Raw genomic sequence first — 26,582 nt, 5'->3', positions numbered from 1 at the left:
AGTTCAGCGCTCGAAATCGAGAAACCACTCATAGAGCCTAATGGTCATCGATGTTTCAGAACGAACGCAACTACGAACCGGCTGTCGAAGCGTTAAAACCTGCGCTTCACAATTTACCCGGCAAAATCGTCGCGATCACTGGACTGCCGGGCGTCGGCAAAACTTCTCTGGGGCGATATCTAGCTTACCGCTTCAATGTCTCGCTGATCGAGACGGACCTGTTCCTTCGCCGAGCGTGTGGAGCGATGGAACACCATGAGGATTTAATCGACCAGGTCATTGGCACCAGGCTCGACCAAGAAGACCCTGAACGGCAGCGACCAGTTGTCATCGAGGGAGCGACTGTGCTGCGCCTATTGGATCGGCTGGGACGCAGACCAGACTTCATTATCCACGTCATCAACAGCGACGCTCCAGCGAGCAACCCCAGGTTGGCAAAAGAGCTGGAAGGCTACGATGCCGAATATACACCAGCCTCCGCAGCCGATTTATTTCTCGACTTTTCAGCTAGCTAATAGCTGTTTTAGGCAGCACGAGATCCGAACCGAAGAGCGGTCAGCCCAGCACGGCCCGCGCCGCCGCCGCATCCGCCTCGATCTGGACCTTCAGTTCATCCAGCCCGTCGAACTTCATCTCGCCGCGCAGGAAGGCGACGAGTTCGGTCTCAAGGGTCTGGCCGTAGAGGCTCTCGTCGAAGTCCAGCAGCCAGACTTCCAGCAGGGGTTGTTCGATCTCGAACATGGGGCGGACCCCCAGGTTGGCGACGCCCTTGATCACCCGCCCGTCCGGCAGGCGGGTGCGGGTGGCGTAAACCCCGTAGGCGGGGCGCATATAGTCGCCCATGGCGATGTTGGCGGTGGGCACGCCGATGGTGCGGCCGCGCTTGTCGCCGTGGATCACCTCGCCCTGGATGGCGAAGGGGCGGCCCAGGATGGCGGCGGCGCGGTCCATGTCCCCGGCCTTCAGCGCCTCGCGCACGGCCGAGGACGACAGCTTCAGCCCCGAGGCGTCGTCGATGCGGTCGGTGACGGAGACGGTGAAGCCCAGATCCTGGCCATAGGCCCGCAGCGCCTCGGGCGATCCGGAACGGCCCTTGCCGAAGGTGAAGTCGAAGCCGACGGCGGCGTGGGCGACGCCCAGGCCTTCCGACAGGACGCGACGGGCGAACGCCTCGTCCGTCATCCCGGCCATCTCGGCGTCGAAGGGGATCAGATACAGGCGGTCGACGCCCAGGGGCGCCATGGCGCGGGCCATCTGATCCGCCGTCATCAGTCGGAAGGGCGCGGCTTCGGGTTGGAATAGCCGACGCGGGTGCGGGTCGAAGCTGACGACGGCCAGGGGGACGCCCAGATCTTGGGCCGCCTCGCGGGCCGAGGCGATCACCGCCTGATGGCCGCGATGCACCCCGTCAAAGGCGCCGACGGCCACCGCCGCCCCGCGTTGCGAGGCCGGCAGGTCGCGCCAGCCGCGAATGACCTCAACCACGACTGGTCTCAGCGCGCCGAGGGCTTGCGGCGACGCGGCACGCGCACGACGGCCACGCCGTCCATGATCAGCTTGTCGCCGACGAAGCCTTCGCAGCGCAGTTCAACGCGGGCGCTGTCCGTCTCCATCTCGATCACCGTGATGACGATGCGAACCATGTCGTCGATACGGACCGGGAAGTGGAAGGACAGGGTCTGGGAAATATAGATCGAACCGGCGCCCGGCAGGATGGTGCCGACCACCGCCGAGCCGAAAGCCGCGCTCAGCAGGCCGTGGGCGATTCGGCCGCGATAGGCGGTCTTGGCGGCGAAGGCCTCGTCCAGATGCACCGGATTGAAGTCGTCCGACGCCTCGGCGAACAGGCGAATCCGGTCCTCGGTGACGTGGACGGTCTTCTCTGCGGCCATGCCGACGTGGAGTTCATCGAGGATGTAACCGCCCGACGGATGCTGTGTGACGTATTCGACCATCAGCGGCCTTTACGGCAGGTGCGACGAAATGGCGAGCCTCACCACGCCAGTTCGAGCGCGGCGTAGCGGGCGAAGGTCGTCTCGGCTCGGAGCAATTCGCCGGCCAGCGCCGCATCCAGCGTCCCGTCCGGCCCCTTTGCCGCGTCGCCGTGGATGCCTTGCGCGATGAACAGGCAGTCCAGCGCCTGCTCGGCCGCGCCCAGAACATCGGTGATGACGCCGTCGCCGATGCACAGGACGCGCGAGCGATCGACGGGGCGGCCCATCAGCTTCTGCGCCTCGCGCAGGGCCAGTTCGTAGATGGGGCCGAAGGGCTTGCCAGCCATAACCACCCGGCCGCCCATGGATTCGTAGAGGTCGGCGATGGCGCCGCCGCAATAGATGATGCTGTCGCCCTTCTGCACGATGCGGTCAGGGTTGGCGCAGATCAGCTCCAGATCGCGCTCGACGGCGGGGATCAGGCGTTCGCGATAGTCCTCGGGCGTCTCGGTCGCGTCGTCGAACAGGCCGGTGACGGACAGAAAGGCGGCGTCCGTCGCGTCGCGGGCGCTGGTCAGATTCAGGCCCTCGTACAGGACGAAGTCGCGATCAGGGCCGATGATCCAGGCCGGGCCGGGGGCGCGGCGGGCCAGTTCGGCGCGGGTGGCGTCGCCCGAGGTGACGAAGGCCTTCCAGCTGTCGCGCGGCACGCCGAGCGCATCCAGCTGCGCCACGACATCCGATGACGGGCGCGGCGAGTTGGAGATCAGGACGACATGGCCCCCCTTGGCGTTGAAATCGGCCAGGGCCGTGCAGGCGGTGGGCCAGCTCTCGCGGCCGTTGTGGATGACGCCCCAGACGTCGCACAGCAGGATGTCGTAGTCGTCGGCGACAGCGGACAGGTGAGGCAGGGCGTGAGGCAGGGTCATGGGTCGGTTATAGCCGCCGGGACGCCGGGGGAAAGGCTTCAACGGCCCTGCCCCTCTCCTGGGCCTCGTTCGCTTTCCCTCTTCGCCCTCGCGCTGCTTCCTGCTAACCGGCTTCGGACATGAAAATTTCACGCCTCGCCTATGCCGCCTACGGCATCGCCCTCGTCGTCATCGTTCTGGACCAGCTGACCAAGGCCTGGGTTCTGGGCGCCATCGACGCGGCGCACATTTCGCAGATTCCCGACGGCTATCGCATCGCCGACGTCCTGCCGCCGGTCTTCAACCTGACCTATGTGCTGAACACGGGCGTCAGCTTCGGTCTGTTCGGCGGCGGCGCCGGCCGCTGGATCCTGAGCGCCTTCTCGCTTCTGGTGGCGATCGCCCTGGCCTTCTGGGCGACGCGTTCGAACCGCAAGCTGATGATCGCCGCCATCGGCCTGGTCATGGGCGGCGCCCTGGGAAATGTCTTCGACCGCATCCGCTTCGGGGGCGTCGTGGACTTCCTAGACTTTTCGGGAACGGGCCTGTTTCCATGGATCTTCAACATCGCCGACGCGGGCATCACGGTCGGCGTTGTCCTGCTGATCCTCGACAGCTTCCTGTCGGAACGCAGCGCCAAGGTTGGCGTGGCCAACGAAAAGTCGTAATCACCCCCTCTTCGTTATCGTCCCGAGCCAGCGCCATTGGGCGCGTCTCCCGGAGCCGAGCTGACCTTATGCGTATCCGTAGCGCCGTTACCGTGGCCCTTCTCGCCACCACCGCCCTGAGCCTGACCGCCTGTTCCAGCCTGAAGCAGAGCGTCGGCCTGACCAAGGTCGTGCCCGACGAGTTCGTCACCGTCGCCAGCGCGCCGCTGTCCGTTCCGCCGGAATACGGTCTGACCCCGCCGTCGCCCGGCCAGCCGCGTCCGCAGGAGCTGGCGCCCGAAAGCGCTGCGCGTCAGATTCTTCTGGGCCAGCGTCAGGCCGTGACCCGCACCGGCGGCGAACAGGCTCTGGTCAATCAGGCCGGCGCCGACCGCGCTGATCCCCTGGCCCGTTATGTCGTCGACGACGAGTTCGGCGATCTGGCCCACAAGGAAGAAAGCTGGGCCAACCGCGTCCTGTTCTGGCGCAAGGACGACGCCGCCACCCAGGCCCCGACTGTCACCCAGACGGCCGAAGGGTCGCGCACCATCGACGCCTCGACGGAACATGCGCGTCTGCAAGCTCTGACCGGCAACCAGCAGGGCATCACCATCGCCCCGCGTCAGGACCGCGGCTTCAAGCTGCCTGGCCTGTAAGACTTAGGTCCAGCCAGACCGATCAGGGCGCGCCTCGCACATGCGGGCGCGCCTTTTTCGTGGTTTCATCAGGCCGTCAGGGCGCGCGGCAACTTGAATGAGACGGTCTCACGCGCGCCGTCGTCCTCGGTCACGATCGCATCGAATCGAGCGCGGATAGCTTCGATCAGGGCCTCGATCAGCGGTTCGGGCGCCGAGGCGCCGGCCGTCACGCCGACCGTTGACACGCCGTCGAACCACGACCAGTCCACATCCCCGGCGTCATCGACCAGACGGGCGTCGCGCGCTCCGGCCTTCAGCGCCACATCGACCAGACGGGCCGAATTGGACGAGTTCTTGGACCCCACCACGAGCACCAGTTGGCTGCCTTCGCCCAGACGCTTGACCGCCTCCTGACGATTGGTCGTGGCGTAGCAAATGTCTTCCTTGTGCGGATCGGGAAGTTCCGGGAAGCGCCGCTTCAGCGCCGCCAGAATATCGGCCGTGTCGTCCACGGACAGGGTGGTCTGGGTGGCGTAGGCCAGGGGCTGATCGCCCGGCCGCTCGAACACTTCGGCATCCGCCACCGTCTCGACCAGGCTGATGGCGCCGGGCGGCAACTGGCCCATGGTGCCGACGACCTCGGGGTGGCCGGCGTGGCCGATCAGAATGATGTGCCGCCCCTGCTCGTGATGGCGCTCGGCCTCGACATGGACCTTGGACACCAGGGGACAGGTGGCGTCGAGGAACATCATCTCGCGCGAGCGCGCCGTCGCCGGCACTGACTTGGGCACGCCGTGGGCCGAGAAGACCACGGGCCGGTCGTCGGGGCATTCGTCCAGTTCCTTGACGAAGATCGCCCCCATGCCCTTCAGCCGCTCGACGACATGACGGTTGTGAACGATCTCGTGGCGCACATAGACGGGCGCGCCGAACTTCTCGATCGCCCGTTCGACGATCTGGATCGCCCGATCCACGCCGGCGCAGAAACCGCGCGGCGTGGCGAGGCGCACGTTCAGGGGACGGCGGTCAAAGACTGAGGGAGGGACAGGCGCGTTCATGGGCAGGAACCTAGTCTCTCGCGCGCCTTCCCGCCACCGCCTGCATGGTCGCGTTTGCCGCGCCTCGCTTTAGCCGCTATCACCACCGAGCGTGGCCTGGTCGGACGTCCGATCGTTCCGCGCCCCCTTCGACTGCCGGAAAGCTCCTGATGCGTCGCGTCCTGACCGCCCTCGCCGCCCTCTCCCTCGCGGCTGTGCTGATTCCCCAATCCGCCGAGGCCCAGTCCAGCGGCCGCCCCGGCCAGGGCGGCCCGCAGAGCCGCGACCAGGCGCCGGACCAGGGCACGTCGCAAAATGCACGCCCCGTGCGCATCGCCCCCCTGTCGCGTCGCGCCAACGCCGGCCCCTGCCCCTATGTGAAGGTGCTTTACGACGCGGCTCGCTACGTCGAACTGGCCGACTTCAACCGCCCCTCGGCCGCCGGCGTCGGCTTCACCGGCGAGATCGAAGGCGTGACCGCCGACTGCGTCTATCGCGAGTCCGATCCGATCCGCCTGGACTTCAACGTCCTGTTCAACCTCGGCAAGGGCCCTCAGGCCAGCGGCGACGGCCGCACCTACCGCTACTGGATCGCCGTGACCGAGCGAAACAGCGCTGTTCTGGCCAAGGAATATTTCGACCTTCCGGTCAACTTCGAGGGCCAGACGACCACCTCGGTCCATCAGGCGCAGACCATCGTCATCCCGCGCGCTGACGCCACCACGGCCGGGAACAATTTCGAGGTCCTGATCGGCTTCGACGTCACGCCGGAAATGGCCGAGTTCAACCGCTCGGGCAGCCGCTTCCGCGTCACCGCCGGCCAGACCCAACCGAACCCCTAAGAATCATGACCGATCTCAAGACCTCTCTCAGCGAAGCGGTCGCCGCCGCCTTCGCCGCCGAAGGCGTGGACGCCGCCCTGGCCCGCGTCGTCGCGTCGGACCGCCCCGACCTGGCCGACTTCCAGTCCAACGGCGCCCTGGCCGCCGCCAAGGCGCTGAAAGCCAATCCGCGCGAACTGGCCGCCAAGGTGTCTGAGCGCCTGAGCGCCGATCCGCGCCTGTCATCGGTCGAGGTGGCCGGCCCCGGCTTCATCAACCTGAAGCTCTCCGACAAAGCCCTGTCGCAGCGCGCCGCCGCTGTGGCCGCCGACGAAGCCCTGGCCGGCGCCTCGCTGAGCAGGCCTGCACGCAAGGTCGTCATCGACTACGCCGGCCCCAACGTGGCCAAGCCGATGCACGTCGGCCACCTGCGCTCGTCCATCATCGGCGAGAGCCTGAAGCGGCTGTTCCGCTTCCGTGGCGACATCGTCTGGGGCGACGCCCACTTCGGCGACTGGGGCTTCCAGATGGGCCTGCTGATCACCGCCTGCGGCGACGAAGCCCTGGCCCTGCCCTTCATGGCCGACGGCGACGGTCCCTTCCCCGCTGAAAGCCCGGTGACGCTGGAGGACCTGGAACGCCTCTATCCCCAGGCCGCCGCCAAGGCCAAGGAAGACCCCGCCTTCCGCGACCGCGCTCGCAAGGCCACCGCTGAACTGCAAGGCGGCCGCCCCGGCTACCGCGCGCTGTGGGCGCACTTCGTCGCCGTCAGCCGCACGGCGCTGGAGCGCGAGTTCGGCGCTCTGGACGTCACCTTCGACCTGTGGAACGGCGAGAGCGACGCCGATCCCCTGATGCCGGAAATGCTGGCGCACCTGAAGGAGACCGGTCTGCTGGTCCCCGACGACGGCGCCCAGGTGGTCCACGTCGCCAAGCCCGGCGAGACCCGCAAGAAAAAGCTGGCCGACGGCTCGGTCATCGAGGCCCCCAGCCCGCCGCCCCTGCTGGTGGTGTCGTCTGAGGGCTCGGCCATGTACGGCACGACCGATCTGGCCACGATCCTCGACCGCCGCAAATCCATCGATCCCGACCTGATCCTCTACGTCGTCGACGAGCGTCAGGCCGAGCATTTCGAACAGGTCTTCCGCGCCGCCTATCTGGCCGGCTACGCGCCTGAAAAGTCGCTGGAGCACCTCGGCTTCGGCACCATGAACGGCGCCGACGGCAAGCCCTTCAAGACCCGGGCGGGCGGCGTGCTGAAGCTGCACGACCTGATCACCATGGCCACCGACAAGGCGCGCGAGCGTCTGAAGGAAGCCAAGCTGGGCGACGACCTGCCGGAAGCCGAGTTCGAGGACATCGCCCGCAAGGTGGCGGTGGCCGCGCTGAAATTCGCCGACCTGTCGAACAACCGCACCACCAGCTACGTCTTCGACCTCGACCGCTTCATGAGCTTCGAGGGCAAGACCGGCCCCTATCTGCTGTATCAGGCCGTGCGGGTGAAATCCCTGCTGAGGAAGGCCGCCGATCAGGGCGTCGAGACCGCCGCCATCGTCGTCGCCGAACCGGCCGAACGCGATCTGGCCCTGACGCTGGACGCCTTCGACGCGGCCACGGCGGACGCCTATGACAAGCGTTCGCCCAACCTGATCGCCGAGCACGCCTATCGTCTGGCCCAGAGCTTCTCGAAATTCTACGCCGCCTGCCCGATCCTGGTCGCGCCGGACGCCGCCACCAAGGGCTCACGCCTGGCCCTGGCCGCCGCCAGCCTGCACCAGCTGGAGACGGCGCTGGACCTGCTGGGCATCCAGACGCCCGAACGGATGTAGAACCTCAATCCTCCCCCGTTTACGGGGGAGGGGGACCGCGTAGCGGTGGAGGGGGCGGCCGCAAGCGCCGCGCTTTGATCCGCTTTGCCTACCCTGTGCGATGTTGAACCCGCGCACCTAGGTGTGGCCCCCTCCACCATGCTGCGCATGGTCCCCCTTCCCCGCTTCGCAGGGGAGGATCATTGCTACAGATGACGGGCGGCGGCCGCTTCGCTAAGGTCGAGGCCACGCTACGGAGCCTCCCCCATGTCCATCGACGCCTTCATCGCCGGCCTGCCCAAGGCCGAACTGCACCTGCACATCGAGGGCTCGCTGGAGCCCGAACTGATGTTCGAACTGGCGCAGCGCAACGGCGTCGCCATCCCCTACGACAGCGTCGAGGCCGTGCGCGCGGCCTATGACTTCTCCAACCTTCAGGACTTCCTCGACATCTACTACGCGGGCGCCGCCGTGCTGCTGACGCGCAAGGATTTCGAGGATCTGACCTTCGCCTATTTCCAGCGCGCCGCCGCCGACAATGTGCGCCACGCCGAGATCTTCTTCGATCCCCAGACCCACACCGACCGGGGCGTGCCCTTTGGCGTGGTGGTCGAGGGCCTGATCGCGGGCATGGACCGGGCCAAGGCCGAACTGGGCGTCACCAGCGGCCTGATCCTCAGCTTCCTGCGCCACCTGTCCGAGGACGAAGCCTTCGCCACCCTGGAGGCCGCCAAGCCCTATCTGCACCACTTCATCGGCGTCGGGCTGGATTCGTCCGAGGTCGGCCATCCGCCGGCCAAGTTCCAGCGCGTCTTCGCCGCCGCCCGCGACCTGGGGCTGAAGCTGTGCGCCCACGCCGGCGAGGAAGGTCCGCCCGCCTATGTGCATGAGGCGCTGGACCTGCTGCACATCGACCGCATGGACCACGGCAACCGCTCGATGGAGGACGAGGGCCTGATCGCCCGTCTGGCCGCCGAGCAGATGACCCTGACGGTCTGCCCCCTGTCGAACCTGAAGCTGTGCGTGGTCAAGGACCTGAAGGACCACCCGGTCCCCGAAATGCTGCGCCGCGGCCTGCACGTCACCCTGAACTCGGACGACCCCTCCTATTTCGGCGGCTATGTGAACGCCAACTACATCCAGTTGGCGAAGGCCGTGGGCCTGACGCGGGAGCAGGTGGTGCTGCTGGCGAAGAACAGCTTCGAGGGGAGCTTCCTCAGCGACGCCGACAAGGCTGCGCGCATCGCCGAAGTGGACGCCTACGCAGCGACGCACTGATCCTATTTTTCGTCATCCTCCGGCGAGCGGAGCGAGACCGGGGGACCCAGCGGCGCGCGTGAGCGCGAAACGGCCACGCGCGCCGCTCGCCATCAAGGATCGCCTGCGGCGCCGCTGGGTCCCCCGGTCGGCGCCGCTGCGCGGCTTGCCGGAGGATGACGAAAGAAGAAGGCGCTAACCTATGAGCAACGCCGCCTCGATCTCGACCACGCCCAGCGCCTCAAAGCTCGCCTTGGCCGCAGCCGCCGTGTCCGGCGCGATCGCCCGGCAGGCATTATCGACCACCACAGCCTCAAAACCTTCGCGCACGGCGTCCTCGGCGGTGAAGCGGACGCAGTAGTCGTAGGCCAGACCGCACAGGAAGACGCGGGTCACGCCCCGGTCGCGCAGCAGACCCGCCAGGCCCGTCGCCGTGCGATGGTCGTTCTCAAAGAAGCCGGAATAAGAATCGACCGCCGGGTTGTAGCCCTTGCGGACCACGGCCAGCGCCTTTTGCACCGCAGGCGCGACGTCCGGGTGGAAATCCGCGCCCGGCGTCCCTTGCAGGCAATGATCCGGCCACAGCATCTGCGGGCCGTAGGCGACCTCGATCTCGGTGAAGGGCGTCGCCCCGTCATGGTTGGAGGCGAAGCTGATCTGGTCCGGCGTGTGCCAATCCTGGGTGGCGATCACGGTGTCGAAGCGCGCGGCCAATTGGTTGATCAGGGGCATGATCCCCGCCCCGCCCTGCACCGCCAGGGCGCCGCCCTCGCAGAAGTCGTTCTGGGCGTCGATGACCAGAAGGGCGTCTGTAGAGCGCAGCATCATGGCTCAGGCCGCCGCGATCTGATCGACCTCGTTGGCCGAGCCCAGGGCCACCGGAATGCGCTGGTGCAGTTCGGTCGGGGTCACGTCCAGAATGGCCTGCTGGCCGTCCGTCGTCGCCTTGCCGCCCGCCTGTTCGATCAGGAAGGCCATGGGGTTGCCTTCGTACATCAGGCGCAGCTTGCCGGGCTTGTTCGGCTCGCGCGCATCCCACGGATAGAGGAAGACCCCGCCGCGCATCAGGATGCGGTGGACGTCGGCCACCATGGCGGCGACCCAGCGCATGTTGAAGTTCTTTGCCCGAGGGCCGTCGGCGCCCGCCAGGCAGCCGTCGATGTAGCGCTGCACGCTCTCGGCCCAGTGGCGCTGGTTCGACATGTTGATGGCGAACTCCTTGGTATCCGCCGGGATCGTGATCTTCTCGTGCGTCATCAGCCACTGGCCGTCGTGCGACAGGGTGAAGCCCGCCACGCCCTGGCCCGTGGTCAGCACCAGCATGGTCTGGCCGCCATAGACGGCATACAGCGCCGCGACCTGATGACGGCCCGACTGCAGGAAGTCGGCCTCGGTCGGCGTCGCCGAGGGCGACTTCAGCACCGAGACGATGGTGCCGACCGGCGCGTTGATGTCGATGTTGGACGAGCCGTCCAGCGGGTCGAACAGGACCAGATATTCACCCGCCGGGTTGGTCGCCGGCTGGACCGTGTCCATTTCCTCGGACGCCACGCCCGCCACGGCAGGGCAGGCCAGCAGCATTTCCGTCAGGACGTCATTGGAGATGACGTCGAGCTTCTTCTGCTCCTCGTCCTGCACGTTGACGACGCCCGAAGCGCCCAGGGCGCCGACCAGGGCGCCGCCCGACACGATCTTGCGGATTTCAACGCAGGCGGCGGCGGCGGTCGTCAGCGTCTGGGTCAGGCCCTGCGGCAGAGCGAGCGAGGCCAGGTGGGCGGCGAGGTCGGTGCGGGCGGTCATGGCGGCCTTCAATCCTGTCGCAAGGGAAGTCGCGCCCCTCATGGCCTGTCGGATCGTACACGGCAAGCCCGGCGCCGCTTGACTTCGACCCGGAGTCGGGGCCTTAGGTCGAGCGCTCTCGCGGGAGAGATCGGCGGTCGTGTAACGACTGTCGGAGCCGAAGGCGCAACCGCCCCGGAAACGCTCAGGCAAAAGGACCGCGAAAGCGCACGGACGCTGGAAAGTCGCCCCCCTTCCCGGGATTCAAGGGCGCGCCGACGGAGCAAGGCCGACCTCGATCCGGGGACGGTCGGAATCTCTCAGGCTTCAGGACAGCGGGGGCGCGACGACGGCGAAGCTATCGCCGCAACCCGCGACCGGAGGATGCTCGATGAGCGACCAGGCCTTGAAGACCACCCCTCTCAACGCCGCGCACCGCGCGCTGGGCGCCCGCATGGTCGGCTTCGGCGGCTATGACATGCCGGTCCAGTATGAGGGCGTTCTGGCCGAGCACCGCTGGACCCGGGAACACGCCGGGCTGTTCGACGTCTCGCACATGGGCCAGTGCCGCATCACCGGCGACGACGCGATCGGGCAGTTCCAGCGCTTCGTCCCCGGCGACTATGAAATCCTGAAGGCCGGCAAGCAGAAGTATTCCCTGCTGCTCAACGCCGAGGGCGGCATCATGGACGACCTGATGGCGGGCAAGCCCGACCATGACGGCCTGTTCGTCGTGGTCAACGCCGGCAACAAGGACGCCGACTTCGCCTTCCTGAACGCCAATCTGGCGGGCGACGCCACGCTGACCGTGCTGGACGACCGCGCCCTGCTGGCCATCCAGGGGCCGGAAGCCGTCGAGGTCATGGCCAAGCATGAGCCCGCTCTGGCCGAAATGGGCTTCATGGATTCGGCCCGTCTGATGCTGTTCGGGGTCGACTGCTTCGTCTCGCGCTCGGGCTATACCGGCGAAGACGGCTATGAGATTTCGGTGCCGAACGCCGACGCCGAGCGCGTTTGGAACACCATTCTGGAAGACGCCCGCGTGAAGCCGATCGGCCTGGGCGCCCGCGACAGCCTTCGTCTGGAAGCCGGCCTGCCGCTGCACGGGCATGACATCGACGCCACGACCAGCCCGGTCGAGGCCGCGCTGACCTTCGCCCTGTCCAAGTCGCGCAAGGAAGCCGCCGACTTCAACGGCGCCGAGCGCATCCTCAAGGAACTGGCCGACGGCCCCTCGCGCGTCCGCATCGGCCTGAACGTCAAGGAAGGCGCCCCGGCCCGTGAAGGCGCCGAGATCGCCGACGTGGACGGAAACGTCATTGGCAAGGTGACCTCGGGCGGGCCTTCGCCGACCCTGGGCCGCAACATCGCCATGGGCTACGTCTCGCCGGCCTTCGCAGCGCTGGGAACGGACCTGAAAGTCATCGTGCGCGGCAAACCCGCCGCCGCCGAAGTCGTCGCCACCCCCTTCGTGGCCACCCGCTATTATCGCAAACCTAAAGCCTGAGAGATCAGACACATGCGCTTCACCAAAGATCACGAGTGGGTTCGCCTCGAGGGCGACGTCGCCACGGTCGGCATTTCCAAGCACGCTGCTGACGCCCTGGGCGACGTGGTGTTCGTCGAGACGCCGGAAGCCGGCAAGACCGTCTCGGTCGGCGACAGCTTCGCCGTCGTAGAATCGGTCAAGGCCGCCTCGGACGTCTACGCCCCAGTCGCCGGCGAAGTGGTCGAGGGCAACGAAGCCCTGGCCTCAGCCCCGGAAACCGTCAACGCCGATCCCGAAGGCGAAGGCTGGTTCGCCAAGATCAGGATTTCGGACGCTTCGCAGGTCGAAGCCCTGATGGATCAGGCCGCTTACGACGCCTACCTCGCCACCCTCTAAGGCTCCCGCCTTCTCCGCTCATCCCCGCGGAAGCGGGGACCCAGCTCCTTGGGATCAAGCAGCGGTGTTTGAAGCTTAAACCTGGGTCCCCGCTTCCGCGGGGATGAGCGGAATAAAGTAATGCGCTACCTCCCCCTGACGCCCGACGACCGTGAGGCCATGCTGGCCGCCATCGGCGCCAAATCCATCGACGACCTGTTCATCGACGTGCCGCAGGCCGCGCGCCGCGACGGCTTTGTCGACCTGCCCCGCGTGGCCGGCGAGCTGGAGGTCGAACGCGCCCTCTCGGCCATGGCGGGCAAGAACGCAACGGCGGGCACCGTGCCCTTCTTCTGCGGCGCCGGCGCCTACAAGCACCACGTCCCGGCCACGGTCGATCACGTGATCCAGCGGTCGGAATTCCTGACCAGCTACACCCCCTATCAGCCGGAAATCGCGCAGGGCACCCTGCAATACCTGTACGAGTTCCAGACCCAGGTCGCGAACCTGACCGGCATGGAAGTCGCCAACGCCTCCCTCTATGACGGCTCGACCGCCATGGCCGAGGGCGTGCTGATGGCCACCCGCGTGACCCGCCGCAACAAGGCCGTCATCTCGGGCGGCGTGCACCCCCACTACGTCAAGGCCACCGAGACCGTGGTTCACGCCGTCGGCGTCGAGACCCAGGCCCTGACCGCCGCCGTTGACGCCGAAGACGCCGTCATCGCCGCCATCGACAAGGACACGGCCTGCGTCATCGTCCAGACCCCCAACGTCTTCGGCACCGCCACGGATGTCACCAGGATCGCCGAGGCCGCCCACGCCGCCGGCGCCCTGCTGATCGTCGTGGTGACGGAAGCCGTCTCGATGGGCCTGCTGAAATCGCCCGGCGAAATGGGCGCCGACATCGTCGCGGCCGAAGGCCAGTCGATCGGCAACGCCCTGAACTTCGGCGGCCCCTACATCGGCCTGTTCGCCACCCGCGAGAAGCTGCTGCGCCAGACGCCCGGCCGCTATTGCGGTGAGACGGTGGACGCCGACGGTCGTCGCGGCTTCGTCCTGACCCTGTCCACGCGCGAGCAGCACATCCGCCGCGACAAGGCCACGTCGAACATCTGCACCAACTCGGGCCTCTGCTGCCTGGCCTTCACCATCCACATGAGCCTGCTGGGCGAGACGGGCCTGCGCCAGATGGCCCTCCTCAACCACGAGAAGGCCCTGGCCACGCGCGACGCCCTCGCCGCCATTCCCGGCGTCGAGATCCTGACCCCGCGCTTCTTCAACGAGTTCGCGGTCAAGCTGCCCAAGAACGCCGCCGAGGTGGTCCAGACCCTGGCCGACCATCATATCCTGGCCGGCGTGCCCTACAGCCGTCTGGCCCCGGAAGCGGGTCTGGACGATGTCCTGCTGGTCGCCGCGACGGAAACCACGCTGGACGCCGACATCAAGATTTTGGCGGCCTCGCTCGCCAAGGTCCTGGCGGCCTGAGCGGAGATAGAACCATGAGCACCATGAACACTGTCGGCCGTCCGACCGCCCCGAACGCCACGCCGGACAACGACTACAAGCACCCGACCCTGACCGGCGCGCGCGGCCTGTTGCAGGACGAAGGCCTGATCTTCGAGAGCGACGGCTGGAACAAGACCGGCGTCGACCTGCCCAAGCCCGCCACTGACGGTTCGGACCTGGGCCACCTGGTCCGCAAGGACCCGATCGGCCTGCCCGGCCTGTCGGAGCCCGAGGCCATGCGCCACTATGTGCGCCTGTCGCAGAAGAACCACGCCATCGACCTCGCCATCTATCCGCTGGGCTCGTGCACGATGAAGCACAACCCGCGCCTGAACGAGAAGATGGCGCGTCTGCCGGGCTTCTCGGACATCCACCCGCTGCAGCCGCAATCGACGGTGCAGGGCGCGCTGGAGCTGATGGACCAGCTGGCCCACTGGCTGACGACGCTGACGGGCATGCCCGCCGTCGCCCTGTCGCCCAAGGCCGGCGCGCACGGCGAACTGTGCGGCCTGATGGCCATCCGCGCCGCCCACGAAGCCAAGGGCGAGCATGAGCAGCGCCGCAAGGTCCTGGTCCCGACCTCGGCCCACGGCACCAACCCGGCCACCGCCGCCTTCGTCGGCTATTCGGTGGTTGAAGTGGCTCAGACCGACGACGGCCGCGTGGACGTGGCCGACCTGGCGGCCAAGCTGGGTCCGGACGTGGCGGCCATCATGGTCACCAACCCGAACACCTGCGGCCTGTTCGAGCGCGACATCCTGGAGATCAGCCGCCTGACGCACGAAGCGGGCGCCTACTTCTATTGCGACGGCGCCAACTTCAACGCCATCGTCGGCCGGGTCCGCCCCGGCGACCTGGGCGTCGACGCCATGCACATCAACCTGCACAAGACCTTCTCGACGCCCCACGGCGGCGGCGGTCCGGGCGCGGGTCCCGTCGTGCTGTCGGAGGCCCTGGCCCCATTCGCGCCCGCGCCGTGGGTCGTGAACACCGGCGACGGCTACAAGCTGGTCGAGCGCGAGGAAGACGAGGCGGCCCAGGCCTTCGGCCGTCTGTGCGCCTTCCAGGGGCAGATGGGCATGTATGTGCGCGCCCTCAGCTACATGATGAGCCACGGCTCGGACGGCCTGCGTCAGGTGGCCGAGGACGCCGTCCTCAACGCCAACTACATCAAGGCCCGCCTGTCGGACCTGATGAGTGCGGCCTTCCCTGAAGGCCCATGCATGCACGAGGCTCTGTTCGACGACGAATGGCTGAAGGGCACGGACATCACCACGCTCGACTTCGCCAAGGCGATGATCGACGAGGGCTTCCACCCGATGACCATGTACTTCCCCCTGGTCGTCCACGGAGCCATGCTGATCGAGCCGACCGAGACCGAAAGCAAGGCCGAACTGGATCGCTTCATCCACGCCATGCGCCTGCTGGCCGAGGCGGCGAAGGCGGGCGACGTCGAGCGCTTCAAGGGCGCGCCCTTCCATGCGCCCCTGAGGCGTCTGGACGAGACCCGCGCCGCGCGCTCGCCGCGTCTGCGCTGGTCGGCCCCGGAAGGCTCGAACATCGCCGCGGAATAGGGCGGCAAGCCAGATCTGACGTGAAGCGCCGTGTCTTTCGAGACACGGCGTTTTGCATTTCGGCCCCTCTTACGAAAGCTTCACCCGCACGCCACGGTTCGGCCTTGTGCCGCGTGTCTAGGATGAGTGTGACTACGTCGCCACGATCGGCGTGAACTTCCACCTGGAAGGGAGCGCACCGCGCGCGGAGCCGTTGTTCCCCTGCCTCCCTCCTCCCATCTGTGACGCCTGTGACCCTCGCCCTGATCCCCTTCCGCGCCGACAGCCGGCCTCGTCAGAGGCCCGGCTTGCTGCGTCGTGCGCAGCGGATGGGCATGATGGCCCTGGGCTTCCTGATCATCGGCCTGGGCATCCTGATCGCGCCCCTGCCCGGTCCCGGCGGCGTGCCGGTCATCGCCTTGGGTCTGGTCCTGCTGCTGCGCAACTCCTGGTGGGCCAAGCGCCAGTTCATCCGCGCCCAGTACGCCCGTCCGAAGTGGGTCTATCCCTTCCGCCGCCTGATGCGGAAGAATCCGGAAATCGCCCCGGTCTTCTGGCAACAGGCCCTGCGCGCCGAGAAGGTGGTGCTGCGCAAACGCCCGTCGCGGATGCTGATCCGCGTGCGCAAGCGCGCCCGCCGGTTCTTCCGCAAACTGTTCCGCTAGAAAAAGCCCCATTTCACCGCACACGGTAACGTGAACGTCGGTGCGATCGCGTTTGCTTCTAACGGCGTATGCTCCTCCCTGCGTAGTCAAAAGGCAGATGGCGTTGGGAGGCGCTCTTCTCATGATGTCACGCGTAAAACAGGGAATCGCCGCCGGCTTCATTGCGACCGTCGCGGTTTCCATCCTTGAGGCGGTGAACCTGTTGTTCGCCAAGGTCTTCGACCCTTTCCCCGAAGTCGTCGCCCGCATGTTCGGGCTGGGCAGCAATCTGGCCGCGGGGTGGGCGATCCACTTCGTCATCGGGTCGCTGATCATGGGACCGCTGTTCGCAGTCATCTATTCCCGGCTGCCGACAAACACCCCTGAGACCAAGGGCATCCTGTTCGCCGTAGCGGCCTGGGTGACGATGATGCTGATCATCACCATGATGGGCGATCCTCGCACCTTTACCGGCAGCGCAGGCTTCGGCACCTTTGGCTGGATGCTGATCACCCACATGGTCTTCGGCGGCGTCATGGGCAATGTCTTCGCCCGCCTTCTGGCCCGCGAGAAACGCGCCGCCGCCTTCATCCACGGCGCGCCCGCCCACTGATCAAGGCGCACCGCAGAAACGCAAAAGGCCCCGCCGTCGCCGGCGGGGCCTGATGTGTTTGCAACCCTGGCCGAAACTAGTTCAGCTTGGCGCCGATCTGGCCGATAGCGGCGTCGATCAGCGGGTCCGATTTCGCGGCCGCCACTCGGGCGCTCAGGATATCCTGAGCAGCCTTGGCGGCCAGGTCGGCGGCGGCGGCCTTGACCTCGATCATGGCCTGGGCTTCGGCCTGGGCGATACGGCGCTCGGCCAGGGCCTGACGACGGGCCAGACCTTCTTCGAGACGGACCTTGGCTTCGGCTTCCAGACGACGGGCGTCGGCTTCGGCGGTGGCCAGCATGTCGGCGGCCTGGGCTTCGGCTTCGGCGCGTTCCAGACGGATTTCGGCCAGCATGGCTTCGGCTTCGGCGCGCAGACGGGCGGCCTCGTCCAGTTCCGACTGGATCTTGGCGCCTTGGCCGTCGAGGGCCTTGGCCATGGCGCCCGGCACCTTGGCCAGAACCAGGATGCCCAGGAAGATCACCAGACCGACGGCGACCCAGAACTCTGCGTTCGACAGATCCCAGAAGGCGGCGTGGAAGAAGGCGGGCATATCAGGCGGCTCCCTTGACGGCGGCGTCGGCTTCGGCGGCCGTGGCGGCCTGGCCGGTCAGACGCTCGACCATGGCGCGGGCGGTGTCGGAGGCGATGGTCGAGACATTGGCCATGGCGGCGTCGCGGGTCTTGCCGATGGCGGCTTCGGCCTCGGCGATGCGGGCGTTGACGACGGCTTCCTCGGCGGCCTGACGCGCGTTGGCTTCTTCGGTCACGCGGGCCTTGGCGGCGGCGGCGGTGGCGCGAGCGTCAGCGCGGGCCTTGGCCACTTCGGCCTTGGCGGCTTCGGCTTGCGTCGCAGCCTCGGCCTGAACCTGACGGGCGGCGTCGACGGCGCCTGCGATCGTACCGGCGCGTTCGTCACGAACGGCGCGCAGACGAGGCAGGAAGACCTTCGACAGCAGAATGTAGAGAACGGCGAAGATCAGCAGGAGCCAGATGATCTGACCCGCCCAATGCTGCATCTCCAGCTGCGGCAGACCGCCGGAAGCATGGGCGTCGCCGTGGGCGACTTCGGCCTGATGGGTCGCCTCGGCGGCGGCCACGGGCGCGATCTCACCGTTCTGGACGGTGACGGCCGGCGCAGGCTGGGTCGGGTCTTGCGAGGCGACGCTCGCGATAGGGGCGGCCATGGGCTCTATCCGGTGATCTCAGAAAGACGCGAGCGGCGGAACGGTCCCGAAGACCGCGCCGCCGCCCAGATATTCAGTTCGGCTTAGGCGAACAGGCAGAGCAGGCCGATCACGAAGGCGAAGATGCCCAGTGCTTCAGCCAGAGCAGCGCCCAGGATCAGGTTGGTGAACTGGCCGGGGGCGGCCGAAGGGTTACGCGTGGCGCCTTGCAGGAAGCCCGAGAAGATCAGGCCGACGCCGAGGGCCGAACCGATCATGCCGAGGGTGGCGAGACCAGCGCCGATGTATTTTGCTGCTTCAGCTTCCATGAGAGTAGTTCCTGGTTGGGATGGTTTGAAAGAAGGGGTTGGCGGGCTGGGTCAGCGCTTAGTGCTGATCCAGATGCACGACGTCGTTCAGATAGACGGTGGTCAGAACGGCGAAAACGAAAGCTTGCAGGAAGGCCACGAGGAACTCCAGCGCCGTGATTGCGACCACGCCGCCGAGGGCCAGAACCGCGCCGGGGATGCCGACCAGGCCGAAGGCGCCCAGCGAAACCACGAAGCCGGCGAAGACCTTCATCGCCACGTGACCGCCCAGCATGTTGCCGAACAGACGCAGGGCCAGCGACACGGGACGCAGCAGGAAGGAGATGAACTCGATCGGCGTCACCAGGATCAGCAGGTACCACGGCACGCCCGACGGGGCGAACAGCTTGAAGAAGCCGATGCCGTTCCTGGCGAAGCCGACGCCGATGACCAGCAGGATGGTCAGGGCTGCGAAGGTGGCGGTGACGGCGACCTGCGACGTGGCCGTGAAGACCGTGAACATGCCCAGCAGGTTCAGCGCCAGGATGAAGACGAAAAGCGTCAGGATGAAGGGGAAGAAGGCGCGGCCCTGTTCGCCCATGATCGACGTCGCAAGGTCGTCGATGAAGGCGAACGCTCCCTCGCCCACCACCTGCAAGCGACCAGGCACCAGCTTGGGCTTGGCCGTCACGGCGGTGAAGAACAGGGTGATCAGCACGGCGGCGACCATCATGGCCAACGTCGAGTTGGTGATCGACAGATCAACCAAGCCGAGGCCCGGCACGTTGACGGCCGGAAGATCAACAACCTTGCTGATCTGGAACTGGTGCATCGGATCGGCCATGCCGCCCGGTCTCCTAAGTCAAAAGGCCAAACCGCCGTACGACGGTCTGGTCAGAAATTCCGCTCGTCCTCGACCTCGTCGTCGGGAAGATCCTGGGGAGGCCCCATTTCCTTCAACGCGGCCGCACTCATCTTTCGGGCCGAACGAAGCGCCAGCCAGATCGACATGCCGAAACCGATCAGGGTTCCAGCGATAATTCCCCAGGGCATGGTCCCGACCAGAAGATCGAAACCCCACCCCAGACCCAGACCGACGGCGAGGCCGGCGATCATTTCGCCCATCAGGCGATAGCCGTAGCCCGCTGCGTTCGCCCCATAGTCGGGAGGCGTCGGCACAGCCCGTGCCTTGAGCGCGTCGGCCTGCTCGTTGAGACGTTTGATCGCCTCTTCGCGCGATTCCATCGTTGGGGACATGGCCTGTGCGCTCAGCGCCCCGGCAAGGACGCCGCGGCAGGTCTGAATTCGGCGCGGAACCTATAGCCGAGGGGGCCGCAGGTCAAGGCACGGAAAGGCGCACACAAGGCGTTGGAATATCTAGCCTTCTTCCCTGCTCCAGCGTGGGCGTGGCGATGCGTCGCTGTCGCAGGCGGCCCTGGGTCCGCGCCAAGGCGTCGCACGGGACGAGAATCTAGTCTGCACTGACGAAATCCTGAGCGAACTCCGGCGCGCCGTCATCGCCCCCGGTCAGCAGGTCCTCGCCGTCGCTGTCGCCGCTCCGGGTCGGATCGGGCACCTCGAAGCCGACCGGGATCGACAGATCAAGCAGGCCCGCCGCCTTCATCTCCTGCACGCCGGGAAGGTCATAGAGGCTGGCCAGGCTGAAATGCTCCAGGAAGCGGTCGGTCGTAGCGTAGGTGACGGGCCGTCCCGGCGTGCGCCGACGCCCGCGCAGCCGCACGAAGTCCATCTCCAGCAGCAGGTCCAGCGTCCCCTTGGACAGGGAGACGCCGCGCACGCTCTCGATCTCGGCGCGGGTGCAGGGCTGGTGGTAGGCGATGATGGCCAGGGTCTCCAGCGCCGCCTTGGACAGGCGGCGCGGCTCCTCGCGCTCCTCGGTCATCAGGAAGCCCAGGTCGGCGGCGGTGCGGAAACGCCAGCGGTCGGCCACGCATTCCAGCTCGACTCCCCGTCCCTGATAGCGTTGACGCAAGGAAGCGATGGCCCGGCCCGTATCGGCGCCCTCGGGCAGACGGCGCGCGATCTCGGCCGCCGACAGCGGGGCGGCGGCGGCGAACAGCAGGGCCTCGACCCGGCGTTCGATCTCGGTTTCGTCGGGGGTGAAGGTCAGGCTCACGGCGTCAGCTCCAGCGGCTGGCCGAGGCCCCGGCGTTTGAGGAAAAGCTCGGCGAAGGCCTCGGACTGGCGCACGTCCATGGCCCCCTCCTTCACCAGCTCCAGACTGGCCGACAGGGTGGAGGCGGTATAGCTGGTCTGGCTGGGGCCCTCCTCGTCGTCGTCTTCACGCGCGGGCGCCACCTGATCCAGCGGGGTCCAGTCGGCCAGACGCGGCATCATGGAGCGCAGCCAGTCGCGCGCGGCCTCCAGCTGGAAGGCCTCGACCCGCTGGCCCGGCGCATAGTTGCGCCGTTCCTCGCGCCGACGCTGAGCCACATAGGCGGCCATCAGCTCATAAAGGCTGGCGTCCACGCGGTCCGAGGGGATGATGACGGTGGCCTCCGGGTCGCCGCGCGTGAAGACGTCGCGCTTCAATTGCGGGCGGCTGGTGATGGCCTCGACTGAGCGGCGCATGGCCTCCAGCTTTTGCAGACGGAAGGCCAAGGCGGCGGCCATTTCTTCCGCCGGAGGCTCCTCGGCCTTGCCCTTTTCGGTGCGCGGCAGCAGCAGGCGCGACTTCAGATAGGCCAGCCAGGACGCCATCACCAGATAGTCGGCGGCCATGGCGAAGTTGCGCCGCCGCGCCTCGTGAACGAAGGCCAGATACTGTTCCGCCAGCTTCGTAATCGACAGCTTCAGCAGGTCCACCTTCTGCGTGCGCGCCAGCGCCAGGAGGACGTGCAGCGGCCCTTCATAGCCTTCCAGATCGACGACGAAGGCCTCGGTCGCGTCGGCCTCGGCGACGGCGGCGAAGTCCAGATTAGGCTGGAACGCCTGATCCATCATCTAGGCCTGCGCCTCGCCGACGTCCGGCCCCTTGGCGGCGTCGAAGCGGCCGCTCAGGGCCGCCTCCAGCCGGGCGCGGGCCTCGGCCACGTCCAGCGGTTCGGGCGTCTGGACGATGCGGTTCAGCGCGGCCTCGGCGCGGCGCCGGGCCTCACCCTTCAGCTTGCCGGTTCCTTCGGCGACCTGACGCATTTCGCCGAGGTCGCCGTTGCAGTGCAGGATGACGTCGCAGCCGGCCTTCAGCGACTGTTCGGCGCGCTGGGTCAGGGTTCCCGACAGGGCCTTCATCGACAGGTCGTCGGACATGATCAGGCCGGAGAAGCCCAGATGCTCGCGCATCAGGCGGATGCCCTTCTTCGACGTCGTGGCCGGGCGCCTGGCATCGACGGCGGTGAAGACGACGTGGGCCGTCATGGCCATCGGCATGTCCGACAAGGCCTTGAAGGGGGCGAAGTCCCAGGCGTCCAGCGTGGCCAGATCGGTCTCGACCACCGGCAGGTCGTGGTGGCTGTCGGCGAAGGCGCGGCCATGGCCGGGGATGTGCTTGATGATAGGCAGGACGCCGCCCGCCAGCAGGCCCTCGGCCGCCGCCCGGCCCAGTTGGGTCACGGTGGCGGGGTCCTGGGCATAGGCGCGGTCGCCGATGATGTCGTGGGCGCCCGGAACCGGCACGTCCAGCACCGGCACGCAGTCGACGGTGATGCCCAGCGCGCGCAGGTCATGGGCCATCAGCCGCGCACCCAGACGCACCAGTTCGCGCGCCGTCATCGGATCATTGACGGCCTTCAGATAGGCTGAGCCCGGCGGATATTTGGGCCAGTGCGGCGGGCCGAGGCGCTGCACCCGGCCGCCTTCCTGATCGATCAGGACCGGGGCGTCGGGCCGGCCCACGCTGTCGCGCAGGTCGTCGACCAGGGCCTTGACCTGATCGGGGCTGTCCACGTTGCGGCGGAACAGGATGAAGCCCCAGGGGCGGACTTGGGCGAAGAAGTCGCGCTCCTCCGCCGTCAGCCTGTGGCCGGAACAGCCGTAGATGGCGGCGGAGGTCATGCGTCTACTTTCCCGCTCGTCTTAGCGGACGATGCAGTCGCGGCCAGCGGCCTTCAGCGCGTTGCAGAAGGCGACGGCGCGGTCGCGGCTCATGCCGGTGAAGGTGGTGCGATAGACGGTCGAGCCGTTGGCGGCGGTGACTTCCTGCACGCGCTTCTCGGCGCCCGAGGCGAACGAGCCGAAGCGGGCGGCGACAGCGGCGTATTCCCGGTCGGCGATGGCGGTCGAGGAGAAGGCGCCAATCTGCACGCCCGACGAACCGCCGGCGGCGGCGGGAGCGGCCGGAGCCGGAGCCGCCGGAGCCGCCGGAGCCTTGACGGCGGGCGCTGCGGTCACAGGCGCGGGGTTGGCCGGAGCGGCCACAGCCGGGGCGGCGGGCGGCAGGGCCGTCGGCGCGGCGGGCAGAGGCTGGGGCGCCGGGCGCGGGGCGACGGCTTCCGGGCCGGGGGTGAAGGTGGGGACGGCGTCGGTCGCCTCGCCGCCGTCGCGATAGACGCGCACGCCCGCTTCCGGGTCGATCGGCTGGGCGTCCAGCGGGGCCTCGACCTTCATGCTTTCGACGGGGGTGCCCACGGCAGGCGGGGCGTCGGTCGAGGACCGCACGCCCGATCGATAGAAGACCACCACGGCCACGATCAGCAGCAGCAGGACGATGGCGCTGATGATCAGGGTGATCGGCGGCGACTTGGCGGCCGGCGCGCGACGGGGATCATAGCTGCGACGCTCGAACGGCAGGTCGTCGTCGGTGGGCGGCGTATAGGCCCCCCGTTCACGGCCGGCGTTGGGGTTGCCTCGGTGATCGTCGTCGTAGGACATGGGTCGCGCTTTCTGGATCGGCTCCGCGCGCGAATCGGCGCGTGAGAAACATCAGTCTAAGCCCGCCCGTGGCCTCTTTCGAATCACAGATCAAGCGCCAGGTCGAGGCTGAACAATTTGCCGTGGACTTCGATGGCGTAGCGGTCGGTCATCCCGGCGATATAGTCGCACACCGCCCGCGCCCGCTTGACCGGATCATCCGACAGGGCCTGGGCCGACCATTCGGGCGGCATGACCTCGGGTTCTTCCATGAACAGGTGGAACAGTTGCGACAGGACGCGGCGCGCCTGGCTGCGGGTGCGATTGACGCGGTAGTGGCGGTACATCCGCTCGAACAGAAAGCGGCGCAGGACGCCCAGGTCGGCCATCATGGCGCTTGAGAACTGCACCATCATCTGCGGGGCCAGACGCACGTCCTCGACGGTGACGATGCGGTGTTCGGCCAGCCGCCGCTCGGTCTCGGCCAGGACGTCGTCGACCATGATGCCGATCATGCGGCGCACAGCCTCCAGCCGGATCATGCGGTCGTCCAGCGCAGGCCAGTCGCGGCGCGCCTCGGCCAGGCAAGGCCCGATCAGCGGCACCTCCGCCAGGTCGGCCAGGGTGAACAGCCCTGCCTGCACCCCGTCGTCCACGTCGTGGTTGTTATAGGCGATGTCGTCGGCGATGGCCGCGCACTGGGCCTCCAGCGAGGCGAAGGTGTCGAGCCTCAGGTCCCAGTCCGCCGCGCCGCCCGGCGCATAGGCGGCGACCGTCTTCCACGCAGGTTCGCCCAGGTGATGCATCACCGGCCCGTTGTGCTTGATGACGCCCTCGACCGTTTCCCAGCTGAGGTTCAGGCCGAGGAATTTCGGATAGCGGACTTCCAGCTCGGTGATGACGCGGAAGCTCTGGACGTTGTGATCAAAGCCGCCGTAGTCGGCCATCTGGGCCTGAAGCTCGTCCTCGCCCGCATGAGCGAACGGCGGATGCCCCAGGTCGTGGGCCAGAGCAATGGTCTCGGCCAGATCGTCGTCCAGCCGCAGGGCGTGGGCCAGCGACCGGGCGATCTGGGCCACTTCCAGACTGTGGGTAAGGCGGGTGCGATAATGGTCGCCCTCGTGCGCCACGAAGACCTGGGTCTTCTCCTTCAGGCGGCGGAAGGCGGTGGCGTGGATGATGCGGTCACGGTCGCGCGCGAAGGGGGTGCGGGTGCGGCTGGCGGGCTCGAAAACATGGCGGCCACGGCTGGCGGCGGGGTCTTCGGCGAAGGACGCGCGGGTCTGGCTCAAGGCGGACAGCACTTCTATTGCAGCACAGGCCTTTGCGAACGCCTGTCCGCTCCTCATATAGAGAGGCGTGAGCACCGTCCAATCCACAGAATCAGTCCGCGACCTGTCGCTTTCGGTTTCCCCCCGCGCCCCGGAAGGCATCCTTCTGGCCGAGAGCGCGGCGAAACGCCTGGCCAAGCTGGCCGAGATCGAGGGCAAGCCGGTCATGCTGCGCGTCGCCGTCGACGGCGGCGGCTGTTCGGGCTTCCAGTATCGGCTGGAGCTGGTCGACGCCGCCGAGGCCGATGACCTGATCATCCGTCGCGACGGTCAGGCGGCGGTGATCGACCCCGTCTCCATCCCCTTCCTCAAGGGCTCCGAGATCGCCTTCGTCGATGAACTGGCCGGCGCGCAGTTCGTGGTGCGCAACCCCAACGCCTCCTCCAGCTGCGGCTGCGGCGTCAGCTTCGCCATCTAGTGCCCCGCTTGGCGGACGCCGAACGGGCGCCCATGTTTCCTTCATGCGCCGCCTGATCCTCACATTCCTGCTTCTGGCCGCCGCGCCCTTGGCCGCCAACGCCCAGACCTGGCCCGGCTGGCCGGGTCCGCCGCCTGCCGGCTACTCGCCCGGCTCGGCCATCGCCGACCAGCACCGCTATGAGATGGACCGCCTGCGCAATCAGGCGGCCGAGCGCGAGGCCCTCGCCCAGCAGCAGCGGCTGCAAACGCAGCTGACGACCCAGCAGCTTCAGGCCGCCCGCCAGCCGACGCCGCCCCTGCCCCCGCCAACCGCCTACGCCCCGCGCACGCTGGAACAGGAACGACAGGCCCGCGAAGCCCAGACCGCCAGACGCGAGGAAATGACGCGCGGCGTCACCGAGATCGACGCCTGGCTGGATCGCCGCCCCGACTGATCCGCCATTAGAGAATTGCATCCCTTCCCTACCCTCCGCGTTTCGGCCTAGCTTTGGGCGAGATTTGAGGGCGGAGACGACATCATGCGTTGGCAGGGCGGACGGCGCGGCGGCGGTATCGAGGACCGGCGCGGCATGGGCGGCGGGGCCGTGGCAGGCGGCGGCATCGGCGTTCTGGTGCTGGCGGCCATCGGCTATTTCGTCTTCGGCATCGACCCGACCACGACCCAGCAGGTCGCCAGCCAGTTCGGCGGCGCCACCCAGTCCGAGCAGGCGGGCAAGATGGGCTCGCCCGAGGATCAGGCCGGCCAGTTCGTCGAGGTCATCGGCTCCAACGTCAACGACGTGTGGAAGACCAAGCTGCGCGGCTACACCCCGCCGACCACGGTCCTCTATGAGCAGGGTACGCAGACCGGCTGCGGCATGGGCCAGTCGGCCATGGGTCCCTTCTACTGTCCAGCGGACCAGAAGGTTTACCTCGACCTCGGCTTCTGGCGCGAGATGGAGACCAAGCTGGGGGCCTCGGGCGCCGACTTCGCCAAGGCCTATGTCATCGCCCACGAGTTCGGTCACCACGTCCAGCATCTGACCGGAGCCACCGACCAGGTGCAGCGCGCCCAGCAGTCGGCGCGGTCACAGGCCGAGGGCAACAAGTATTCCGTCGCGCTGGAGCTTCAGGCAGACTGCTACGCCGGCGTCTGGGCCAGCAACGCCGCCGCCGTCTCGGGCGGTCAGGTGGCGCTGGAGCCCGGCGATCTGGAAGAGGGCATGAAGACCGCCCAGGCCATCGGCGACGACACCCTGCAACGTCGCGGCGGCGGCCGCGTCTCGCCCGAAAGCTTCACCCACGGCTCGGCGGCGCAACGGGTCCAATGGCTGCAACGCGGCTATCAGACCGGCGATCCTGCGGCCTGCGACACCTTCAAGGGCCTCTAATCTGATCCTCCCCCGCCTGCGGGGGAGGGGGACCACGCAGTGGTGGAGGGGGCGGAACCTGCCGCACCTTCTCATCTCGTCACGCCGCGCTTGTCGCTCGCCCCCTCCACCGCCTTGTCAGGCGGTC

General features: G+C 67.6%; 31 protein-coding genes and 1 riboswitch. Of the genes, 15 read left to right on the top strand and 16 right to left on the bottom strand.

Annotation, left to right across the window (positions count from 1 at the left end; translation table 11 throughout):
* Window positions 1-50: 50 nt before the first annotated feature.
* Window positions 51-515 carry a hypothetical protein gene (locus ACOZBP_RS09620; protein WP_422676200.1) on the top strand — a complete coding sequence of 155 codons (465 nt, stop codon included), beginning with the start codon at window positions 51-53 and terminating at the stop codon, window positions 513-515.
* A 40-nt stretch (window positions 516-555) separates the two neighbouring features.
* Here ACOZBP_RS09620 and ACOZBP_RS09615 read toward each other — a convergent pair whose 3' ends face one another.
* Genes ACOZBP_RS09615 through ACOZBP_RS09605 form a run of 3 tightly spaced genes read right to left on the bottom strand, consistent with a single transcriptional unit; the run spans window position 556 to window position 2,863 of the window.
* Window positions 556-1,485, bottom strand: a complete 930-nt coding sequence (locus ACOZBP_RS09615; protein WP_422676199.1) for a bifunctional riboflavin kinase/FAD synthetase — start codon at window positions 1,483-1,485, stop codon at window positions 556-558.
* 8 nt (window positions 1,486-1,493) lie between these two features.
* Window positions 1,494-1,955: a MaoC family dehydratase gene (locus tag ACOZBP_RS09610; RefSeq protein ID WP_422676198.1), complete on the bottom strand. Its 462-nt coding sequence runs from the start codon at window positions 1,953-1,955 to the stop codon at window positions 1,494-1,496.
* A gap of 38 nt (window positions 1,956-1,993) precedes the next feature.
* Complete coding sequence (locus tag ACOZBP_RS09605; protein ID WP_422676197.1) at window positions 1,994-2,863, bottom strand: TIGR01459 family HAD-type hydrolase; 870 nt, start codon at window positions 2,861-2,863, stop codon at window positions 1,994-1,996.
* Window positions 2,864-2,982: 119 nt separating this feature from the next.
* Here ACOZBP_RS09605 and lspA point away from each other — a divergent pair, with 119 nt between their 5' ends.
* Window positions 2,983-3,510 (top strand): signal peptidase II, encoded by a 528-nt coding sequence (gene lspA / locus ACOZBP_RS09600; RefSeq protein ID WP_422676196.1) that lies wholly within the window; start codon window positions 2,983-2,985, stop codon window positions 3,508-3,510.
* A gap of 68 nt (window positions 3,511-3,578) precedes the next feature.
* Window positions 3,579-4,145 (top strand): DUF3035 domain-containing protein, encoded by a 567-nt coding sequence (locus ACOZBP_RS09595; protein WP_422676195.1) that lies wholly within the window; start codon window positions 3,579-3,581, stop codon window positions 4,143-4,145.
* Between the two features lie 68 nt (window positions 4,146-4,213).
* Here the strand turns inward: ACOZBP_RS09595 and ispH are convergent, their stop codons facing one another.
* Entirely contained in the window at window positions 4,214-5,185 is a 972-nt protein-coding gene (gene ispH, locus ACOZBP_RS09590) for a 4-hydroxy-3-methylbut-2-enyl diphosphate reductase (RefSeq protein WP_422676194.1), read from the bottom strand.
* A gap of 149 nt (window positions 5,186-5,334) precedes the next feature.
* Here ispH and ACOZBP_RS09585 point away from each other — a divergent pair, with 149 nt between their 5' ends.
* The 3 genes from ACOZBP_RS09585 to ACOZBP_RS09575 all read left to right on the top strand — a co-directional run bounded on the left by ACOZBP_RS09585 (window position 5,335) and on the right by ACOZBP_RS09575 (window position 9,071).
* On the top strand, window positions 5,335-6,006 hold the full coding sequence (locus ACOZBP_RS09585) for a Tat pathway signal sequence domain protein (RefSeq protein ID WP_422676193.1): 672 nt from the start codon (window positions 5,335-5,337) through the stop codon (window positions 6,004-6,006).
* A 5-nt stretch (window positions 6,007-6,011) separates the two neighbouring features.
* On the top strand, window positions 6,012-7,814 hold the full coding sequence (argS, locus tag ACOZBP_RS09580; protein ID WP_422676192.1) for an arginine--tRNA ligase: 1,803 nt from the start codon (window positions 6,012-6,014) through the stop codon (window positions 7,812-7,814).
* A gap of 246 nt (window positions 7,815-8,060) precedes the next feature.
* Window positions 8,061-9,071, top strand: a complete 1,011-nt coding sequence (locus ACOZBP_RS09575; RefSeq protein WP_422676191.1) for an adenosine deaminase — start codon at window positions 8,061-8,063, stop codon at window positions 9,069-9,071.
* 174 nt (window positions 9,072-9,245) lie between these two features.
* Here the strand turns inward: ACOZBP_RS09575 and pncA are convergent, their stop codons facing one another.
* Window positions 9,246-9,878, bottom strand: a complete 633-nt coding sequence (pncA, locus tag ACOZBP_RS09570; RefSeq protein WP_422676190.1) for a bifunctional nicotinamidase/pyrazinamidase — start codon at window positions 9,876-9,878, stop codon at window positions 9,246-9,248.
* 3 nt (window positions 9,879-9,881) lie between these two features.
* On the bottom strand, window positions 9,882-10,850 hold the full coding sequence (locus tag ACOZBP_RS09565; RefSeq protein ID WP_422676189.1) for a class 1 fructose-bisphosphatase: 969 nt from the start codon (window positions 10,848-10,850) through the stop codon (window positions 9,882-9,884).
* A 111-nt stretch (window positions 10,851-10,961) separates the two neighbouring features.
* Window positions 10,962-11,060: riboswitch (glycine riboswitch) on the top strand.
* Window positions 11,061-11,220: 160 nt separating this feature from the next.
* On the opposite strand from ACOZBP_RS09565, the gene gcvT reads away from it, so the two are divergent.
* The 6 genes from gcvT (at window position 11,221) to ACOZBP_RS09535 (ending at window position 17,012) form a co-directional block, all read left to right on the top strand.
* Window positions 11,221-12,336, top strand: coding sequence for a glycine cleavage system aminomethyltransferase GcvT (gene gcvT, locus ACOZBP_RS09560; RefSeq protein ID WP_422676188.1), 1,116 nt, complete (start codon window positions 11,221-11,223; stop codon window positions 12,334-12,336).
* A 12-nt stretch (window positions 12,337-12,348) separates the two neighbouring features.
* Window positions 12,349-12,714, top strand: coding sequence for a glycine cleavage system protein GcvH (gene gcvH, locus ACOZBP_RS09555; RefSeq protein ID WP_422676187.1), 366 nt, complete (start codon window positions 12,349-12,351; stop codon window positions 12,712-12,714).
* A 120-nt stretch (window positions 12,715-12,834) separates the two neighbouring features.
* Window positions 12,835-14,181, top strand: coding sequence for an aminomethyl-transferring glycine dehydrogenase subunit GcvPA (gene gcvPA, locus ACOZBP_RS09550; RefSeq protein ID WP_422676186.1), 1,347 nt, complete (start codon window positions 12,835-12,837; stop codon window positions 14,179-14,181).
* A 14-nt stretch (window positions 14,182-14,195) separates the two neighbouring features.
* Window positions 14,196-15,776 (top strand): aminomethyl-transferring glycine dehydrogenase subunit GcvPB, encoded by a 1,581-nt coding sequence (gene gcvPB, locus ACOZBP_RS09545; protein ID WP_422676185.1) that lies wholly within the window; start codon window positions 14,196-14,198, stop codon window positions 15,774-15,776.
* A gap of 230 nt (window positions 15,777-16,006) precedes the next feature.
* Window positions 16,007-16,420, top strand: coding sequence for a hypothetical protein (locus ACOZBP_RS09540; RefSeq protein WP_422676184.1), 414 nt, complete (start codon window positions 16,007-16,009; stop codon window positions 16,418-16,420).
* Between the two features lie 121 nt (window positions 16,421-16,541).
* The gene (locus tag ACOZBP_RS09535) at window positions 16,542-17,012 is read left to right on the top strand and encodes a DUF6789 family protein (protein ID WP_422676183.1); all 471 of its coding nucleotides are present in this window, start codon (window positions 16,542-16,544) and stop codon (window positions 17,010-17,012) included.
* A gap of 76 nt (window positions 17,013-17,088) precedes the next feature.
* Here the strand turns inward: ACOZBP_RS09535 and ACOZBP_RS09530 are convergent, their stop codons facing one another.
* The 10 genes from ACOZBP_RS09530 to ACOZBP_RS09485 form a co-directional block, all read right to left on the bottom strand.
* Complete coding sequence (locus ACOZBP_RS09530; protein ID WP_422676182.1) at window positions 17,089-17,604, bottom strand: F0F1 ATP synthase subunit B; 516 nt, start codon at window positions 17,602-17,604, stop codon at window positions 17,089-17,091.
* 1 nt (window position 17,605) lies between these two features.
* Window positions 17,606-18,238 (bottom strand): hypothetical protein, encoded by a 633-nt coding sequence (locus ACOZBP_RS09525; protein WP_422676181.1) that lies wholly within the window; start codon window positions 18,236-18,238, stop codon window positions 17,606-17,608.
* Between the two features lie 83 nt (window positions 18,239-18,321).
* The gene (locus tag ACOZBP_RS09520; RefSeq protein WP_105562970.1) at window positions 18,322-18,546 is read right to left on the bottom strand and encodes a F0F1 ATP synthase subunit C; all 225 of its coding nucleotides are present in this window, start codon (window positions 18,544-18,546) and stop codon (window positions 18,322-18,324) included.
* Between the two features lie 58 nt (window positions 18,547-18,604).
* On the bottom strand, window positions 18,605-19,369 hold the full coding sequence (locus tag ACOZBP_RS09515) for a F0F1 ATP synthase subunit A (RefSeq protein WP_422676180.1): 765 nt from the start codon (window positions 19,367-19,369) through the stop codon (window positions 18,605-18,607).
* 50 nt (window positions 19,370-19,419) lie between these two features.
* Window positions 19,420-19,782: an AtpZ/AtpI family protein gene (locus ACOZBP_RS09510; RefSeq protein ID WP_422676179.1), complete on the bottom strand. Its 363-nt coding sequence runs from the start codon at window positions 19,780-19,782 to the stop codon at window positions 19,420-19,422.
* A 214-nt stretch (window positions 19,783-19,996) separates the two neighbouring features.
* Window positions 19,997-20,662 (bottom strand): SMC-Scp complex subunit ScpB, encoded by a 666-nt coding sequence (gene scpB / locus ACOZBP_RS09505; RefSeq protein ID WP_422676178.1) that lies wholly within the window; start codon window positions 20,660-20,662, stop codon window positions 19,997-19,999.
* Complete coding sequence (locus tag ACOZBP_RS09500) at window positions 20,659-21,486, bottom strand: segregation and condensation protein A (protein WP_422676216.1); 828 nt, start codon at window positions 21,484-21,486, stop codon at window positions 20,659-20,661. Before ACOZBP_RS09500 ends, scpB begins: the two co-directional genes overlap by 4 nt.
* Window positions 21,487-21,489: 3 nt before the next feature.
* Entirely contained in the window at window positions 21,490-22,539 is a 1,050-nt protein-coding gene (gene nagZ, locus ACOZBP_RS09495; RefSeq protein ID WP_422676177.1) for a beta-N-acetylhexosaminidase, read from the bottom strand.
* 21 nt (window positions 22,540-22,560) lie between these two features.
* A complete protein-coding gene (locus ACOZBP_RS09490; RefSeq protein ID WP_422676176.1) occupies window positions 22,561-23,355 on the bottom strand; it encodes an SPOR domain-containing protein in 795 nt (264 codons plus the stop codon).
* Window positions 23,356-23,438: 83 nt separating this feature from the next.
* Complete coding sequence (locus ACOZBP_RS09485) at window positions 23,439-24,626, bottom strand: deoxyguanosinetriphosphate triphosphohydrolase (RefSeq protein WP_422676175.1); 1,188 nt, start codon at window positions 24,624-24,626, stop codon at window positions 23,439-23,441.
* A 103-nt stretch (window positions 24,627-24,729) separates the two neighbouring features.
* On the opposite strand from ACOZBP_RS09485, the gene erpA reads away from it, so the two are divergent.
* The 3 genes from erpA (at window position 24,730) to ypfJ (ending at window position 26,455) form a co-directional block, all read left to right on the top strand.
* Window positions 24,730-25,083, top strand: a complete 354-nt coding sequence (gene erpA / locus ACOZBP_RS09480) for an iron-sulfur cluster insertion protein ErpA (RefSeq protein ID WP_422676215.1) — start codon at window positions 24,730-24,732, stop codon at window positions 25,081-25,083.
* Window positions 25,084-25,126: 43 nt separating this feature from the next.
* Complete coding sequence (locus ACOZBP_RS09475; protein WP_422676174.1) at window positions 25,127-25,519, top strand: hypothetical protein; 393 nt, start codon at window positions 25,127-25,129, stop codon at window positions 25,517-25,519.
* A gap of 84 nt (window positions 25,520-25,603) precedes the next feature.
* Window positions 25,604-26,455 (top strand): KPN_02809 family neutral zinc metallopeptidase, encoded by an 852-nt coding sequence (ypfJ, locus tag ACOZBP_RS09470; protein ID WP_422676173.1) that lies wholly within the window; start codon window positions 25,604-25,606, stop codon window positions 26,453-26,455.
* The last annotated feature ends 127 nt before the right edge of the window (window positions 26,456-26,582 follow it).

Origin of the sequence: Brevundimonas sp. NPDC058933 (assembly GCF_049315965.1) — a bacterium.
GTDB lineage: Bacteria > Pseudomonadota > Alphaproteobacteria > Caulobacterales > Caulobacteraceae > Brevundimonas.
Note: the sequence above shows the minus strand (reverse complement) of the source record. Positions and strands in the feature narration are given on the sequence as shown.